At 65.4% G+C, this 16,322-nt stretch carries 17 protein-coding genes; 11 read left to right on the forward strand and 6 right to left on the reverse strand.

Annotation, left to right across the window (positions count from 1 at the left end):
- Positions 1 to 17 precede the first annotated feature (17 nt).
- From WKW79_RS14955 to WKW79_RS14985, 7 genes are all read left to right on the forward strand, one after another.
- Positions 18 to 1,304: a TolC family protein gene (locus WKW79_RS14955; protein ID WP_340335950.1), complete on the forward strand. Its 1,287-nt coding sequence runs from the start codon at positions 18 to 20 to the stop codon at positions 1,302 to 1,304.
- Positions 1,305 to 1,321: 17 nt separating this feature from the next.
- Positions 1,322 to 2,920, forward strand: coding sequence for an efflux RND transporter periplasmic adaptor subunit (locus tag WKW79_RS14960; protein ID WP_340335951.1), 1,599 nt, complete (start codon positions 1,322 to 1,324; stop codon positions 2,918 to 2,920).
- A 13-nt stretch (positions 2,921 to 2,933) separates the two neighbouring features.
- On the forward strand, positions 2,934 to 3,275 hold the full coding sequence (locus tag WKW79_RS14965; RefSeq protein ID WP_340335952.1) for a P-II family nitrogen regulator: 342 nt from the start codon (positions 2,934 to 2,936) through the stop codon (positions 3,273 to 3,275).
- A gap of 13 nt (positions 3,276 to 3,288) precedes the next feature.
- Positions 3,289 to 6,471, forward strand: a complete 3,183-nt coding sequence (locus WKW79_RS14970; RefSeq protein ID WP_340335953.1) for an efflux RND transporter permease subunit — start codon at positions 3,289 to 3,291, stop codon at positions 6,469 to 6,471.
- Positions 6,472 to 6,567: 96 nt separating this feature from the next.
- Positions 6,568 to 7,182, forward strand: coding sequence for a class I SAM-dependent methyltransferase (locus tag WKW79_RS14975; protein ID WP_340335954.1), 615 nt, complete (start codon positions 6,568 to 6,570; stop codon positions 7,180 to 7,182).
- 80 nt (positions 7,183 to 7,262) lie between these two features.
- Positions 7,263 to 7,952, forward strand: coding sequence for a ZIP family metal transporter (locus WKW79_RS14980; RefSeq protein WP_422823888.1), 690 nt, complete (start codon positions 7,263 to 7,265; stop codon positions 7,950 to 7,952).
- Positions 7,953 to 9,629: a phospholipase D family protein gene (locus WKW79_RS14985; RefSeq protein WP_340335955.1), complete on the forward strand. Its 1,677-nt coding sequence runs from the start codon at positions 7,953 to 7,955 to the stop codon at positions 9,627 to 9,629.
- Between the two features lie 20 nt (positions 9,630 to 9,649).
- On the opposite strand, the gene WKW79_RS14990 is transcribed toward WKW79_RS14985, so the two are convergent.
- The gene (locus tag WKW79_RS14990; protein ID WP_340335956.1) at positions 9,650 to 10,630 is read right to left on the reverse strand and encodes an arsenic resistance protein; all 981 of its coding nucleotides are present in this window, start codon (positions 10,628 to 10,630) and stop codon (positions 9,650 to 9,652) included.
- A 100-nt stretch (positions 10,631 to 10,730) separates the two neighbouring features.
- On the opposite strand from WKW79_RS14990, the gene WKW79_RS14995 reads away from it, so the two are divergent.
- Both WKW79_RS14995 and WKW79_RS15000 read left to right on the forward strand, forming a co-directional pair.
- Entirely contained in the window at positions 10,731 to 11,018 is a 288-nt protein-coding gene (locus WKW79_RS14995; protein ID WP_340335957.1) for a hypothetical protein, read from the forward strand.
- A gap of 1 nt (position 11,019) precedes the next feature.
- On the forward strand, positions 11,020 to 11,544 hold the full coding sequence (locus WKW79_RS15000) for a MerR family transcriptional regulator (RefSeq protein WP_340335958.1): 525 nt from the start codon (positions 11,020 to 11,022) through the stop codon (positions 11,542 to 11,544).
- Here WKW79_RS15000 and WKW79_RS15005 read toward each other — a convergent pair.
- From WKW79_RS15005 to WKW79_RS15025, 5 genes are all read right to left on the reverse strand, one after another.
- On the reverse strand, positions 11,531 to 12,187 hold the full coding sequence (locus WKW79_RS15005) for a DsbA family protein (RefSeq protein WP_340335959.1): 657 nt from the start codon (positions 12,185 to 12,187) through the stop codon (positions 11,531 to 11,533). The genes WKW79_RS15000 and WKW79_RS15005 overlap by 14 nt on opposite strands.
- Positions 12,184 to 12,624 (reverse strand): disulfide bond formation protein B, encoded by a 441-nt coding sequence (locus tag WKW79_RS15010; protein WP_340335960.1) that lies wholly within the window; start codon positions 12,622 to 12,624, stop codon positions 12,184 to 12,186. Before WKW79_RS15010 ends, WKW79_RS15005 begins: the two co-directional genes overlap by 4 nt.
- A 74-nt stretch (positions 12,625 to 12,698) precedes the next feature.
- A complete protein-coding gene (locus WKW79_RS15015; RefSeq protein WP_340335961.1) occupies positions 12,699 to 13,118 on the reverse strand; it encodes a hypothetical protein in 420 nt (139 codons plus the stop codon).
- 114 nt (positions 13,119 to 13,232) lie between these two features.
- Positions 13,233 to 14,579, reverse strand: coding sequence for a heavy metal sensor histidine kinase (locus WKW79_RS15020; RefSeq protein ID WP_340335962.1), 1,347 nt, complete (start codon positions 14,577 to 14,579; stop codon positions 13,233 to 13,235).
- Positions 14,576 to 15,259: a heavy metal response regulator transcription factor gene (locus tag WKW79_RS15025; protein ID WP_340335963.1), complete on the reverse strand. Its 684-nt coding sequence runs from the start codon at positions 15,257 to 15,259 to the stop codon at positions 14,576 to 14,578. Before WKW79_RS15025 ends, WKW79_RS15020 begins: the two co-directional genes overlap by 4 nt.
- Positions 15,260 to 15,425: 166 nt before the next feature.
- Here WKW79_RS15025 and WKW79_RS15030 point away from each other — a divergent pair, with 166 nt between their 5' ends.
- Together WKW79_RS15030 and WKW79_RS15035 are read left to right on the forward strand one after the other, a co-directional pair.
- On the forward strand, positions 15,426 to 15,749 hold the full coding sequence (locus WKW79_RS15030) for a DUF4148 domain-containing protein (RefSeq protein ID WP_340335964.1): 324 nt from the start codon (positions 15,426 to 15,428) through the stop codon (positions 15,747 to 15,749).
- A gap of 140 nt (positions 15,750 to 15,889) precedes the next feature.
- Positions 15,890 to 16,246, forward strand: coding sequence for a cobalt-zinc-cadmium resistance protein (locus WKW79_RS15035; RefSeq protein ID WP_340335965.1), 357 nt, complete (start codon positions 15,890 to 15,892; stop codon positions 16,244 to 16,246).
- Positions 16,247 to 16,322: the final 76 nt, after the last annotated feature.

The raw sequence follows: 16,322 nt of genomic DNA on the forward strand, positions 1-16,322 counted from the left end.
GACCAACGGAGAATTCGATGCGCAGGTTTGTGTTGCCGTTCGCGGCGGCGTTTCTCGTGGTGCCCGGGGCCTTTGCCCAAGGGACACCTTCCCCCTCTTTTTCGCCACCGCCTGAGACGGCCAAGGCCGGCAGCGCGCAGGCCCGTCCGCCGCTGACGCTGGCTGCCGCTGTCGACCTGGCGATGGCCCTCAATCCGGAACTGGCTGCCGCCAGCCTGGAGGTGGACGCGGTCGCCGGCGCGCGACTGCAAGCCGCGGCGCGGCCCAACCCGGAGCTTGCGTTCCTGCTTGAGGACACGCGCCAGGCCACGCGCACCACCACCTTGCAGATCAACCAGCCGATCGAGCTTGGCGGCAAGCGCGATGCGCGCATCGCCGCGGCCGACCGTGGCAGCGATGTGGCCCGCCTTGAACTGCAAACGCGTCGCCAAGCCGTGCGTGCCGCGGTGGCCACGGCGTACTTCGACCTGCTCGCCGTGCAGGAGCGGGTGCGCGTGGCGGAGGCCGCGCTCGCCGTCGTGCAACGCTCCTCCCGTGCCGCGACGCAGCGGGTCGCGGCCGGCAAGGTCTCGCCGGTGGAAGAGACGAAAGCGCGCGTGGCCGAGGCCGGCGTGCGCATCGAACTCACGCAGGTGCGCAGCGAGGAAATCGGTGCGCGTTCGCGGCTGGCGACCGCGATCGGCCAGCCCATCGACGGCTACGCGCTCGATGGCTCGCTCGGCACGCTGCCGCCGATGCCCTCCGACGAGACGTTTCGCAGCAAGATGGAGAACGCCCCGGCCGTGAACCGTGCCGAACTCGAGGTGGCGCGCCGCACGGCGCTGACGGCGGTCGAGAACTCGCGCAAGTTTTCGGACGTCACCGTCAGCTTGGGCGGCAAGCGCAACAACGAACTCGGCCTGAATCAGGCCGTCATCGGCGTGACGGTTCCGCTCCCGCTGTTCGATCGCAACCAGGGCAACATCCTCGAAGCCTTGCGCCGCGAGGACAAGGCCCGCGACGAAGCCAACGCGACCCGCGCCATCGTGCGCAGCGAGTCCACTCAGGTCCGCGAGCGTTTGCTGGCGGCTCGTACCGAGGCGATCGCCCTGGGTGCCGACGTGCTGCCTGGCGCGCAGAGCGCGTTCGACGCTTCCACCCGCGGATTCGAACTGGGCAAGTTCAGCTTCCTGGAAGTGCTAGATGCCCAGCGCACGCTCTTGCAGGCGCGCACGCAGTACCTGCGCGCACTGGCCGAGGCGCATCGCGCGGCGGCCGACCTGAACCGAATCCTCGGCGTCGATGCGATGCCGGCCACCCCCTGAATCGCGGAGCAGCTTCCATGAACAACACCCCACTCAAAAAACAATGGATCGCGATCGTCGCGGTGCTCGTGATCACCGCCGTTCTGGGCGCATTGATCCTGCGCGACAAGAAGCCCGCTAGCGGCGGCGACGGACACGGCCATGCAGAGGCGAGTCACGGCGAAGAGCACAAGGACGAGCACGGAGAAAAGGACGGGCATTCTGAAAAGGACGGCCATGTTGAAAAAGACGGGCATTCTGAAAAGGAAGAGCACGCTCAAGAGGCAGCACCGGCACCCACCAAGGGCCCGCATGGCGGCAAGCTGCTGAAGGAAGGCAACTACGCGGTCGAGGTGACCATCTTCGAAACCGGGCGGGAACCCCAGTTCAGGCTCTACACCTATGTCGACGGCAAGCCGGTCGACCCCGCGCAAAGCCAGGTCCAGCTGACGATCGAACGTCTCGGCCAGCCGCCTCAGGCCTTTGCCCTGGCCAAGGAAGGCGACTACTTGGCAGGCAACGCGACTGTTACCGAGCCCCATTCGTTCAAGGTGAAGGTGACCGCCACCCATGCGGGCAAAACGCATCAGATGGGTTACGAACAGGTCGAGGCCCGCGTGACGATGACGGACGCGCAGATGAAAGCGGCGGGCGTGGACCTGGGCACCGCGGGCCCGGCACTGATCGGCAGCACCCTGCGACTGACGGGCGAGGTGAAATACAACAGCGACCGCACGGTGCAGGTGGTGCCGCGGCTGGCGGGGCTGGTCGAGGAAGTCAAGGCGAGCGCTGGCGATACCGTGCGCAAGGGTCAGGTGCTGGCCGTCATCAGCAGCCAGGGCCTGTCCGATCAACGGGCCGAACTGCTGGCCGCGCAACGCCGCCTCTCGCTCGCACGCACGACCTACGAACGCGAACGCAAGCTCTGGGAAGAAAAGATCTCTGCCAAGCAGGACATGCTGCAAGCCCAAGCTGCGATGGAGGAGGCTTCCATTGCGGTGCAGAGCGCGCAGAACAAGCTCGCGTCGCTGGGCGGAGTCGCCGCGAGCGGCAGCCTCACCCGCTACGAACTGCGCTCGCCGATCGACGGCGTCGTCACTGAAAAGCGCCTGTCGCTTGGCGAGTCCGTGAAGGAAGACAGCGCCGTCTTCACCGTCTCCGACCTGTCGACTGTCTGGGTCGAGGCCGCCGTGGGTGTGCGTGATCTGGGCAGCGTCGTCACCGGCCTGCCGGTGGTGGTCAAGGCCAACGCCTTCGAGGCGCAAGCCAACGCGAAGATCAACTACATGAGCGCGCTCGTCGGCGAACAGACGCGCAATGCCGTGGCGCGCATCGTGCTCGCCAATCCCAAGGGCATTTGGCGGCCCGGCTTGCCCGTCACGGTCGACGTGCTCATCGAGGAGAAGCAGGTCGCGGTCGCGGTGGCGGCCGATGCAGTACAGGACCTGCGCGACTGGAAGGTGGTGTTCGGCCGCTACGGCACGGCGCTGGAGGCGCGGCCGCTGGAGCTTGGCATCAGCGATGGCAAGCACGTCGAAGTGCGCGCCGGCTTGCGCGCCGGCGAGAACTATGCGCGGACCAACAGCTTCGTCGTCAAGGCCGAACTGGGCAAGGCTGGCGCGAGCCATGACCACTGAAGGGGGCAATCACATGAAACAAATCACCGCGGTCATTCGCCCCCATCGCCTCGACGCCGTCGAGGCCGCCCTGCACGGGCTTGCACATCTGCCCGGCTTCACGGTATTCCCGGCGTTCGGCCATCCACGAGGGCATGGCCACCAGCATCGGTACGCAGACGACGAGTGGAAGCCCGATGGGCATCAGCAACTTGTCCTGCTCGTGATGTGCACCGACGCGGATGCACAGGGCGTCGTCGACGCCATCGCAACCGTTGCCCGCACCGGCCAGCCGGGCGACGGCGTCGTCGGCGTGACCGAGCTTGTCGATGTCGTGCGCATCCGCACGGGTGAACGCGCCGACGAAGCGCTCTGAGGCACGACCCAACATGTTTGAACGAATCATCCGTTTTGCCATCGACCAGCGATGGCTGGTCATGCTCGCCGTGCTCGGCATGGTCGGCCTGGGCATCTTCAACTACCAGCGGCTGCCGATCGACGCGGTGCCCGACATCACCAACGTGCAGGTGCAGATCAACACCGCCGCGCCGGGCTATTCGCCGCTCGAGGCCGAGCAGCGCGTGACCTTCCCGATCGAGACCGCGATGGCGGGCCTGCCCCGGCTGGAACATACTCGCTCCATCTCGCGCTATGGGCTCTCGCAAGTCACCGTCGTCTTCAAGGAAGGCACGGACATCTACTTCGCGCGCCAGTTGGTCGGCGAGCGCTTGCAGGAGGCGCGCAGCAAGCTGCCCGGTGGGCTATCGCCCGCCATGGGCCCCATCGCCACCGGCCTTGGCGAGATCTACATGTGGACCGTGGAGGCCGAACCGGGCGCGCGCAAGCCCGACGGCAGCGCATGGACGCCCATGGACCTGCGCGAGATCCAGGACTGGGTCATCAAGCCGCAGTTGCGCACCGTGCCGGGGGTGACGGAGATCAACACCATCGGCGGCTACGCCAAGGAGTTTCAAGTGGCGCCCCTGCCGGACCGGCTGGTGGCGCATGGGCTGGCCATACCCGACTTGATCGATGCGCTGGAACGCAACAACGCCAACGTGGGCGCGGGCTACATCGAACGCCGCGGCGAGCAATACCTGATCCGGGCGCCGGGCCAGGTCAGCGGGCTGGAGGACATTGCCAACGTCGTGGTCGCCACGGTCAAGGGTGTGCCGGTGCGCATCCGCGATGTGGCCGAGGTCGGGCTGGGCAAGGAACTGCGCACGGGCGCGGCCACGGAGAATGGAAGCGAAGTGGTGCTCGGCACCGTCTTCATGCTGCTGGGCGAGAACAGCCGCGACGTTTCCACCGCGGTGGACAAGCGGCTGAAGGACATCAACAAGAGCCTGCCCAAGGGCATCGTCGCCAAGACCGTGTACGACCGGACCATCCTCGTGGAAAAGGCGATCAAGACGGTGCAGAAGAACCTCGTGGAAGGCGCGCTGCTGGTCATCGCCATCCTGTTCTTCTTCCTGGGCAACATCCGCGCGGCCATCATCACCGCGACGGTGATTCCGCTGGCGATGCTCTTCACCTTCACGGGCATGGTCAGCAACAAGGTCAGCGCCAACCTCATGAGCCTGGGCGCGCTGGACTTCGGCATCATCATCGACGGGGCGGTGGTCATCGTCGAGAACTGCATCCGGCGGCTGTCGCATGCGCAGGCGACGCTTGGCCGGACCCTGACGCGCAACGAGCGCTTCCACGAGGTCTTCGCGGCGTCGAAGGAATCGCGGCGCGCGCTGATGTTCGGCCAGCTCATCATCATGGTGGTCTACCTGCCGATCTTCGCGCTCACCGGCGTCGAGGGGAAGATGTTCCATCCGATGGCGTTCACCGTGGTGATCGCGCTGCTCGGGGCCATGATCCTGTCGATCACCTTCGTGCCCGCCGCCGTGGCGCTGTTCGTTACGGGCAAGGTCAGCGAGAAGGATGGTCGGCTGATGGCGTGGGCCAAGCGCGGCTATGCGCCGGCGTTCGACTGGGTGATGACGCGCAAACCGCTCGTACTGACCGCGGCCGCTGCCTGCGTGCTGCTGTCTGGCTTGCTGGCCACGCGCATGGGCAGCGAGTTCATCCCCAGCCTGGACGAAGGAGACATTGCACTGCATGCCTTGCGTATTCCGGGCACGAGCCTGACGCAAGCCATTGGCATGCAGACGCAGCTCGAGAAAGTCATCAAGGAGTTCCCCGAAGTCGACACCACCTTTGCCAAGCTCGGCACGGCGGAGATCGCAACCGACCCGATGCCGCCGAACGTGGCCGACAACTTCGTGATGCTCAAGCCCCGAGACCAATGGCCCGACCCCGGCCGCAGCAAGGAAGACCTGGTCTCAGCCATGCAGGAGGCCGTGAGCAAGGTGCCGGGCAACAACTACGAGTTCACGCAGCCGATCCAGATGCGCTTCAACGAACTGATCTCCGGCGTGCGCAGCGACGTGGCGGTGAAGGTGTTCGGCGATGGCATGAACGAGATGAACGAGAGCGCCGAGCGCATCTCCAAGGTGCTGGAGGGCATACCCGGCGCGGCGGATGTGAAGGTGGAGCAGACCACCGGACTTCCGATGCTGACGCTGCACATCGACCGCGACAAGGTGTCGCGGCTCGGGCTCAACGTCTCCGACATCCAGGAGAGCGTGTCCGCCGCGCTCGGTGGCAAGGATGCGGGTGCCGTGTTCGAAGGCGACCGGCGTTTCGACATCCTGGTTCGCCTGCCCGACGCGATGCGCAGCGACATCGAGGCGATCAAGCGCCTGCCCGTGCGTCTGCCCGCGCCCGAGAACGGCGGCGCGCGCAGCTTCGTGCGGCTGGGAGATGTGGCGACCATCGAGTCGGCGCCGGGGCCCAACCAGATCAGCCGTGAAGACGGCAAGCGGCGCGTGGTGGTCACGGCCAACGTGCGGGGACGCGACATCGGCAGCTTCGTGAACGAGGCGCAGCAGAAGATCAACGCGGAAGTGAAGGTGCCCAGCGGCTACTGGACGCAATGGGGCGGCACCTTCGAGCAATTGCAGTCGGCGAGCAAGCGGCTGCAAGTGGTCGTGCCTGTGGCGCTGCTGCTGGTCTTCACGCTGCTCTTCGTCATGTTCGGCAACGTGAAGGACGGACTGCTGGTGTTCACTGGCGTTCCATTCGCCTTGACGGGTGGCGTGGTGGCCCTGTGGCTGCGGGACATTCCGTTGTCGATTTCCGCAGGCGTGGGATTCATTGCGCTGTCGGGCGTGGCGGTGCTCAACGGGCTGGTGATGATTTCGTACATCCGCAGCCTGCGCGAGGACGGCGTGCCGCTCGACGAGGCGATCCGCGAAGGCGCATTGACGCGGCTGCGGCCCGTGCTCATGACCGCGCTGGTCGCATCGCTGGGCTTCGTGCCGATGGCCATCGCCGTGGGGACGGGTGCGGAAGTGCAGCGGCCGTTGGCGACGGTGGTGATCGGCGGCATCATGTCTTCCACGGCCCTGACGCTGTTGGTGCTGCCGTTGCTATATCGGCTGGCGCACGGGCGATCGGCAAGGCCTGCTTCGATCCAGCCGCGCGGCATGCCCGCCGCGGACGCGGCAACGGGCGGCTGATGCGACGCCGGGACGAGGCCGTCCCGGCGCACAACGCCGGTTCTCGCCTCGCCATTGACGAGTACGATGGTTTCCGCATTCTTGAGGAGTTCACGCATGAACGATCAATCGCATTGGGACCGCGTCTACACGACGCGATCCCCGCAGGAAGTGAGCTGGTTCCAGCCGCATGCGCAGCAATCGCTCGACCTGATTCGACGCATCTCGGGCGACCGGCCAAGCCATGTGATCGACGTCGGAGGCGGCGCTTCCACACTGGTGGACGACTTGCTGCAGCTTGAGCAGTTCGACCTCAGCGTGCTGGACATTTCGTCCGCCGCGCTCGACGTTGCGCGGCAACGGCTCGGGGCGTCGGCCAGCCGGGTGCACTGGCTGGTGGGCGACATCACCCGGGCGACGCTACCGGCCAAGGCCTTCGACATCTGGCATGACCGGGCCGTGTTCCACTTCCTGACCGACCCCGCGCAACGTGAAGCCTATGTCTCCCAAGTCCGGCGGGCCGTGCGCCCCGGCGGACACGTGATCGTTGCAGCCTTCGGTCCCGATGGGCCATTGCAATGCAGCGGCCTGCCGGTGATGCGCTACGCACCCGACGCACTGCATGCCGAATTTGGCGGTGCTTTCGAGCTGCTCGAACACATGACGGAGTCACACCACACCCCGGGCGGGGCGATCCAGCAGTTCGTGTACTGCCATTGCGTCATGCACTGAGCACGCCATGCCATCAACCGGATTCGTCCTCGGTCCCAAGCCACAGGCCGCCGCAGCGCGCGGTTGATCCAGGAGACATGTTGCAAGCGGTCGGCTTTACTTTGATTCCCCTGCTCGCGCTCATCATCGGCGCGGTGGCGACCGTCTGGCGCAGGCCAGGGCCGGGCTTCACGAGCGGCGTGCAGCATTTCGCGGCCGGGGTCGTGTTCGCGGCGGCGGCCAGCGAGATCCTGCCCGACCTCAAGCACGGCACTTCCGCCTGGCCAATACTCGTCGGCGGGATCGTGGGCATCGTCTCGATGCTGGCGATCAAGCATTTTGGCGCCAAGGCCGAAGGGCCCGTCGCGATCGCCGCCGTCACGGGGATCGACATCTTCATCGATGGCCTGGTGCTCGGCATCAGCTTTGTCGCGGGCGCGCGGCAAGGTCTCTTGCTGACACTGGCCCTGACCGTGGAGGTGCTGTTCCTTGGCCTGACGCTGGCCTCGGGGTTCGCCGAGACGATGAAGTCGCGCTGGAAGGTCGTCGGCCTCACTTCGGCGATCGGCCTCGGCCTTCCGCTGGGCGCACTGCTCGGCGGACCCGTAGGCTTGCTCCCGGCGCCCCTGTTGACGGCCTTCTACGCGTTCGGCCTGATCGCGCTCTTGTACCTCGTCACGGAAGAACTGCTCGTCGAGGCGCACGAGCACCCCGATACACCGCTCATTGCGTCCATGTTCTTTGTTGGGTTCCTGGCATTGCTGATGCTGGAAGAGTTGCTGCCGCAATGAGTGCCGGAGCGACTGCGGATCAAGGGGCGGCCTGATCGCGATGCGATCGAACGGCTGCATTGCGAGTTCATGTTCCCCGACGCCTGGATGCATTTTTTCGCGCGATATGCGCTTCGCCGAGGGCGTGTTTCGCTTGCGATGACGTTCATCGTCCTGTCGTTGGTCGGCTGCGCCGGGCTGCCGCCACAGGCTGGCGAGCTTCCACATTCCTACGCCATCGCCGACCATGCGGGCACGTCGCTGGGTCAACTCGCGCAGCGACATTCGGATGGCTCAGCGACGAACTCCGGCTTTCGGCTGCTCCCAGAGGCGGCATTCGCCCTGGACGCGCGTGTTGCGCTCACGCGCAATGCCGAGCGCTCACTCGATGTGCAGTATTACCTTATCCGCAATGACGATGTCGGGCTGCTGTTGCTCAGAGAGCTTCGCGACGCGGCCGCTCGGGGCGTGCGCGTTCGATTGCTCGTCGACGACCTTTACACGGGTGGCGAGGAGGAACTCTTTGCCACGCTGGCGACGTTCCCGAACGTCGAGGTACGGCTTTTCAATCCACTCCCTTCGCGCGCGGCGGCACTGCCCGCACGGCTGACGCTCTCATTCTTTTCCTTGTTGCGCATCAATCACCGCATGCACAACAAGCTCCTGGTGGCCGACAACAGCTTCGCGGTCTCCGGCGGACGCAATATCGGCAACGAATACTTCATGCGTGACCCGTCGGCCAACTTCATCGACGTTGACATGCTCTCGAGCGGCCCCATCGTGCGGGAATTGTCGAAGTCATTCGATGCCTTCTGGAACAGTGCGCAGGTACGGTCCATCGGTGAGCTCGCACCGCTGCCGATCTCGATCAGCATGGCCCAACGCCGATTCGACGAAAGGGCCCGCACCGCGATGTCGCCCGCCGGGCTTCGCCCCCATGACGACTTTGGGCGTTCGCCTGTCGGCGAACAGCTGATGAGCGGGAAACTCGAACTCCACCGGGCATCGGCGCGCTTGTATGCCGACGGGCCGGAAAAGCTGTCGCTGGAACATGAAGCCGCGTACCGCGGCAGTGTTTCCGAGGGGGCCCTGGAAGAGATCGCCGCCTCGACGGAGAGCGTCAAGATTCTCTCGCCCTATTTCATCCCGGGCCCTCGCGGGATGGCTGTCCTGAAGCAACTGGTGGCCAGTGGCGGTCGAGCCATCGTCATCACCAACTCGCTGGGATCCACAGACGAACCGCTCGCCTATGCGGGCTACGAGCGCTACCGGCCCGACCTGCTGAAGATCGGCGTCACGGTCTACGAGGTGGCGCCCGAGGGGCCTGCGCGACGCAAGCGTTTCGGCGATTTCGGCAAATCGATCAGCCGCCTGCATGCCAAGGTCGCGCTGATAGACAACCAGCGGATTTTCGTCGGGTCGATGAATCTCGACCACCGGTCCGCGTCCATTAACACGGAGCTCGGGATCGTCATTCAAAGCCCCGCGATGGTCAAAGAGCTCGACAGCCTGATTACCGCGGAGCGGCATCTGGAGTTCGCGTATCGCCTGCGCTTTTCCCCGGACGGCCGCACGCAGTGGCTGAGCCATGATGCGGAGGGCGAGCACGTCGTGCATGAGGACGTTCCGGGCAGCTTCATGTGGCAGCGAATCAAGAATTGGGTTCTGTTGCCGATCCTGGGAGAAGAACTTCTGTAGTGATCGTTGCCATCCCGAAACTATGAGGATTGCGGGAAGGTCTTCGTCCCCAGCCCCGGCGCCACCTTGACGTACACCAGCTCGCTGACCAACTCCACCAGCGTCTGGGTCACGATCACGGCAGGCACCCAGGGGACCGCTCCGGGGATGGCCAGCCCAAGAGGCAGCACCACCAGGGAATTGCGTGTCGCCGAGCTGAAGGCAATGGCCCTGCATTGATTGGTCGGCAGGCGCCACAGGCGGGCGACAGCCCACCCGAGCATCGGGGCCGCAATGGCGAACAGGAGGTAGCCGGGGGCGACCGCGCGCACGGCGTCCAGCGCCAGGCCCAGTTGCGGTGCAACCGTTGCCACGACCACGAAGAGGACAGCGGCCGTCGTCGGCACCGGCAACAGTCCAAGCCACCCGACGATGTGCTCCCCCGCGCTCGACCGCGCGGCCCAGGCCTGGCACACGGCCGCGAGCGACAGCGGCACCGCGATGAGCCAGATGAAGGCGTGCACGAACGGCTGCCACTGGACCAGTCCAGCGGCTGCGTCGCCCATGAACAGACTCAGATAGACCGGCAGCAGCAACATCTGAGCGGCCAGCAGCAGCGGTGTGGACGCCAACAGCGACTTCGCGTCGGCGTGGCCAAGATGGGCGAAAGTCACCACGTAGTCGATGCATGGCGTGAGCAACACCAGCAGCACGCCGATGCGCAGCAGCGGGTCTTGCGGCATCCAGGGCAACAGGGCAGCGACCAGCAACGGCACGGCCAGGAAGTTGGCCGCCAGCAGCGCGCCGAGGAAACGCATGTTCGTCCACGCCCGGCGCAACTCCGTCAGCGGGACTTGCAGGAACGTCACGAACAGCATGGACGCAAGCAAGGGATCGATGGCCGGTGCCATCCCTGTCGAAGCGGGCCACTGCCAGGCAAGCAGTCCGGCCAGCACCACCGCGGCGAAATAGATCGCGACCTGGCGGGTTTCGAGGAAAGCGCGAAGGGAAGGAAGGGGCATGCGTTGCGGTCGAATTCGATGGGGCTACGAGACAGCTTCAGGGCCGCAGCCGCATCCACCCGGCGGACGTGTGCAAGCGGCCTGCCTGGATACGTCGGAATTGTGGCAGGCGACCTTGCGCCTGCGCTTCATCCACATGACGGCGCCGACACTGACGACCCACACGGCGACGATCAAGACGTTCAGGGCGATTCCCATATCCACCCCCCATGCGGTGAGCAGTGCGGAAGCAGCGGTGCCGCCCAGCAGCGGCAGCAGCAACGGGATCGAGCAGCATGCCACGCAGGCACCGGCCAGGCCCAAGGCCGCGAATAAGGGCTTTGTCATCGTCAATCTCCAGGGCGCGGTACATTCCGCATCCATGAATCTAAAAGCTCAAGCGACTTGAGATGCAAGCCCCGACAGCCGCGCGGTACTTGCCCATTGGTGTCGTCGCGCGTCGCACGGGCCTGGCTGTCTCGGCGCTGCGCTACTACGAGGAAGTTGGCTTGTTGGCACCCGCTGCTCGAAGCGACGGCGGACACCGCGTGTATCCCGAATCCGCGGTGGATGTTCTTGCCCTGATCCGGCATTGCCGCGATCTGGGGTTCAGCATCGATGACACGCGCGAGCTGCTGTCCCTGTCCGACAACTCCGAGCGGGACTGCCAGGACGCCCGCGACATCGCCAAGTCACAGCTCGCGGCCGTGCGCGACAAGATGGTCGAGCTTCGGCAACTGGAGCGAAGCCTGGCGCGCTTCGTCCACGACTGCGACCGGGAATGCGCGGGCGGTCCGGCAGCCCAATGCTGCATCTTCCGGGACCTGCGCAAGGGACAAACAGAGCCCGCCGGCGGCAGCTGCTGTGCTGTCGACCAGGGCCAGGGATCGCGACCTGCGCAAGCCGGGTGCGCTGGCAGGGTTACTTGCTGTTGACGGCGCGGACTTCCTGCGACACAAGGGCCTTGAGCTGCTCCACGCCAAAGTCCGCGAGCGGCTTCCCGTTGACAAAGAAGCCGGGTGTCCTGCGCACGCCGAGGGCGCTGGCGTCCTCGATGTCCTGAGCCAGGATGCGCTGGATGCGAGGGTCGTTCACATCCGATCTGGCCTTCTCGACGTCCAGCCCCGTGCCCTGAAGATGGTCCCAGATCAGCGCCGGCTGTGGCGCATCGTGCGAGGCCCAGATCGGTTGCGCGGCCAGGACGGCTTCCACGACCTGCCAATACTTGTCCTGCAGGCGGGCCGCCTCGAGAATCCGCACGGCATCGTCCGACCCCTTGTGCAGCGGCACGTACCGGACCACCAGGTTCACCTGGCCAAAGCTGGCATTGACGATGGACTTCACGACGGGATAGAAGGCCCTGCATGTCTCGCATGCGGGATCAAAGAATTCCACGATGGTGACTTTGGCACTCGGGCTGCCGTACATCGGCGAGCCAGGCCGCGCGAGAGCGTCACCATGGCTCTGTGCCAACGTCGCCGTTTGCCGCTCCTGGGTCCCGGCATAGAAGAAGGCGCCGACCGCGAAGGCGCCAACCAGCAACAGTGCCGTACCGATGACCCATGTGGTCCGTTTCATTCGCGCGTACCTTTCGATGCGTAGGACAGAAGCACGATAACGATGGAGAAAGCAACAAGCGAGAGCACGGGAATCGGGATGAAACCCGCAACGGTCAGTTGACCCTCCGTGCATGAAGGGCCTTGGCCGCAAGGCACCAGGCCCTTGGGCACCGCGCCCCAGTAGAGCAGGCAGTGATAGACGGCAACGAGGCCGCCCGGCACTGCCAGCGCAAGTCCGTAGCGGGCGCTGCGGAAGTCAGCCCACAGCAGGCCCATGCCCAGGACGATCACGAGCGGGAACATCGCGATGCGCTGGTACCAGCACAACACGCAGGGCCGCAAGCCCATGACCTCGCCCAGGAACAACGCGCCCAGCGTCGACACGAAGGCGGCGGCCCAGGCAATGAAGAGGGCCAGCCATCGCGGATCGTCCGCAGGCGCGGTCGTTGTCGTCATCGGTCAGGAGCGTAACGCGGCCTGCATCGGCGTGGACCACGAGACCCTCGCCGACGAAGGGAGACCGGTGGCGATCAGGCCGGTCCGCGCGCGCGCTCGATCTGCTTGACCAACGCTTCGTATTCCGGACCGCTGCGCATGCGCGCATACCGCTCCTGCGCCTGTCGGTAGGCTTGTCGCGAGGTGTCCGCCCCGGCTTCGCCATTCTGTGCAGCCGCAAGGCCGGAGCGGACCCACAACATGGTGTCCGCCAACACGGCGGCGCGGCTGATTGTCGAGGTCACCGTCTGCGTGCGGGGATCGCCTTCCGGATAGCCTTGGGTCGGCGCCGTCTGCATCCAGCGCTGCGTGTCAGCCGCTACTTGCGCGGACGAGGTCGTCGAAGTGCGCGCGACGGGACGCGGATCGCCCTCCGCATAATTGCCCGCCATCGCGGACGTGGCGCCTGCGAGCAAGGCTGCTGCAACGAGGTTGATCTTCAGTGTGCGGTTCATCAGGATCCTTTCGGGACTAAGTGGTAACTCCTTCGGCAGTCGGCACCGCAATGGCGCCGTTGCTTGAGTGACTTCACTGTAGGAGGCGAAACGATCAATCCCTGGACGCCAGCATTACGACTGTGTAATGCGAGGCCTTCCATCGGCCGCTGGCGGCATGAGGGAGAAGCAGATCTCGGTGAATCCCGCGATCGAGCGCACTCTCGTCTCTCCTCCATGCATGCGGGCGATGGCCGAGACGATGGCCAGCCCGAGCCCGTGATGCTCGGCGGAGCCGGCTCGCGACCGGTCGGCCCGGAAGAACCGTTTGAAAAGGTGGGGAAGGGCTTCGGGTGCGATCGTCTCCCCGCGATTGGCCACCTTCAGCCAGACCGCCTCCCCCGCGCGTTCAACGACGACCGCGATGATGGTCGCAGGCAACGCATAGCGGATGGCGTTGCCGACGAGGTTGGAGATGGCGCGCCGTACCAGTGCGACATCGACGCTCATGCGCGCGTCGCCGGACACCTGCACGCGCAGGTTCGCCTGTTCCAGCGCCGCTTCATGGAATTCAGCGACCGCCTGCACCTGCTCCGCAAGACTGACCGGATCGGACCGCCGCGCCAGCGCACCGCGGTCCGACTTCGACAAGAAGAGCATGTCGCTCACGATGGCTGAGAGGCGTCGTGCCTCTTCAAGGTTCGAGGCCAGCCCGTCACGCAGCGCGTCCGGTGTCCTGGGCCGGGCGAGTTCGATCTCGACCTCCGCGATCATGTTGGTCAGCGGCGTCCGCAGTTCGTGCGCGACGTCGGCGTTGAAGGACTCCAGTTGCTGGTAGGCCTGCTCGGCACGTTCCAGCACCGCGTTGAATTGCGAGATCCACGGCAGCAACTCGCTCGCGTATGGGCCCGCATCGACGCGCCGCCCGGGATGTTCGGGGCCCGTCTCCGCGGTTTGCGCCGCCAGCTTCTGCAAGGGCTTCAGTCCTCGGCGCACCAGCAGGACGCCGGTCAACGAGACCAGCAAGGATCCCAGGAACACGGCGCCTACCAGTGTCCAGGCCAGCCGTCTCAACAGCCTGGCGTCTTCCTGCACGTCGATACCCAACCGCAGTTGCGTGTTCAGCGTGCCAGCCGACACGTTCGCCAGATCGACCGGCGTCCAGACCCACTCCGCTGCCTTTCGCTTCGGCGTGGAGGCGTAGAGCAAGCGGGAATCCTCCATGAGGACGATGCCGATGTCGTCGTGCGAAAGGAAGAAGTCGTCGAGCTTGTGCTTGAGTTCAGACCTGTTCGCGATATTGGCGGGCTCGCTCAGGAGATGGGTCACGAACTCCACATGCCGATCGAACTCGCTGGCCTGCTTGAGTTGGAAGCTCCACATGGTCAGTGCATAGATGGCACCGCAGACCAGGCTCAGTCCGACGAATGTTTGCAGCGCGAACCAGCGAGAAAGCGACGCCTGTATCGAGCGCGAGTTCACGGGCCATCGCCCTGGCGGTTTTCAAGCAGGTAGCCCATGCCACGAACCGTGTGAAGAAGCTTGTGCTTGAAGGGATCGTCGATCTTGGCGCGCAGCCGCCTTATCGCGACTTCCACCACATTGGTCTCGCTGTCGAAGTTCATGCCCCAGACCTGTTCGGCGAGCAAGGTGCGCGACAGGACCTGTCCCTGGCGCCGCATCAGAAGGGCGAGCAGGGCGAACTCCTTGGCGGTCAACTCCAGCCTCTGGCCGGCTCTGGATGCCCTGCGCGTGCCCAGGTCGAGCGTGAGGTCGCCCAGCACATAGTGGGTGAGTTCATGAAGCTTGCCGCGACGCAGGAGCGCCTGGATGCGGGCGAGCAGTTCCGAGAATGCAAAAGGCTTCGCCAGGTAGTCGTCCGCGCCGCTTTGCAGGCCTCGCACGCGATCGACAACATCGTCGCGGGCCGTCAACATCAACACGGGCATCGACTTGGCTTGGCGAACGGCCTCCAGCACCGCGAAGCCATCGATGCCCGGAAGCATCACGTCAAGCACGAGCGCGTCGTAGGCACCGTCGAGAGCCATGTTGCGGCCTTCCGTTCCCGTGCGCGCAAGGTCTACGGTAAAGCCACTCTCCGAAAGGCCCTTGCGGAGGTAGTCGCCCAGCTTGGGCTCGTCTTCGATCACAAGAATTCGCACGCCGCGATGGTACGGCCAGCCATGCGCGCGACGGATTACATATTTGTAATCGCGCGGTTCGCCAATTGCATGGCGCCATTCCTAGAGTCTTCCACATGCCGATCAGTGATCGGCTCGACGACCCGGCCCCATCCGGGCCGAGGCATCAACCTTTGGAGACGCTCTCATGAAACACCAAGCCATTGCACTGTCGATCCTCGCGGGCGCAGCCGTCGCCGTGCCATTCGCGGCCTTTGCCGCGGGTCCCTATCACCCTGCTCCGGGCGAAGCCGGGGTGACCTACGTGCCGGAGCATGACAAGCGGGAAAACAGCCGACAGCAAGTCGTGGCGGATCTCGAAAAGGCGCAGAAGCAACCCGCCTGGAATGCGGCCAGCCGCGGCGCGCCATGGCCGGTGGCGAAAACGGGCGCCCCCAAGACGCGCGACGACGTCAGCAAGGAAGCTGCCAATGCGATGCGTGCGGGGACGATTCCCTCTGGCGAGCGGTAGCGCACACGGACACCCTCGTTCATCGCTGGCGCTGCCGCAATGGGCGCCGGCTCGAAGCTGCTCACCCGCCGGGCTGCGCTGCGGCCAACGCGGCCCTCGCCCAGTAGTAGCCGCAACCCACTTTGACTACACTCTGCGAGATGCGCAAGCTGGTGTTCCTGCTGCTCCTGGCGATCCTGCCGCTCCAGTTTTCCTGGGGTGCGGCTGCCGCGTATTGCAGGCACGAAGCGGGCGCGGGTGCGCCGCATTTTGGCCATCACGAACATCAAGCCAAGGCAAGCTCTACCGACCACGTCAAGGACGGCAAGCTGAAGACGATCGCCGACGGAGACGACGATTGCGGCATGTGCCATGCAAGTGCCGCCGAGCCTGCGCCCTCTCGCCAGGCAACCCTTCTGGTGCCTTGGGACGGAACCGCTCCGGCCTATCGTGCGCCAAGCTATCAGTCCTTCATTCCTCACGGGCTCGAACGCCCGGCGCGCCCGCTCGCCTCCTGATCGGCGAGCTCGCAAACACCCCCCCGGACCACTGCAGCCCGCTCGCCGAATCCCCCTTCGCTTGTTCAACAACGCC

It is taken from the genome of Variovorax robiniae (assembly GCF_037889955.1).
Taxonomy (GTDB): domain Bacteria; phylum Pseudomonadota; class Gammaproteobacteria; order Burkholderiales; family Burkholderiaceae_C; genus Variovorax; species Variovorax robiniae.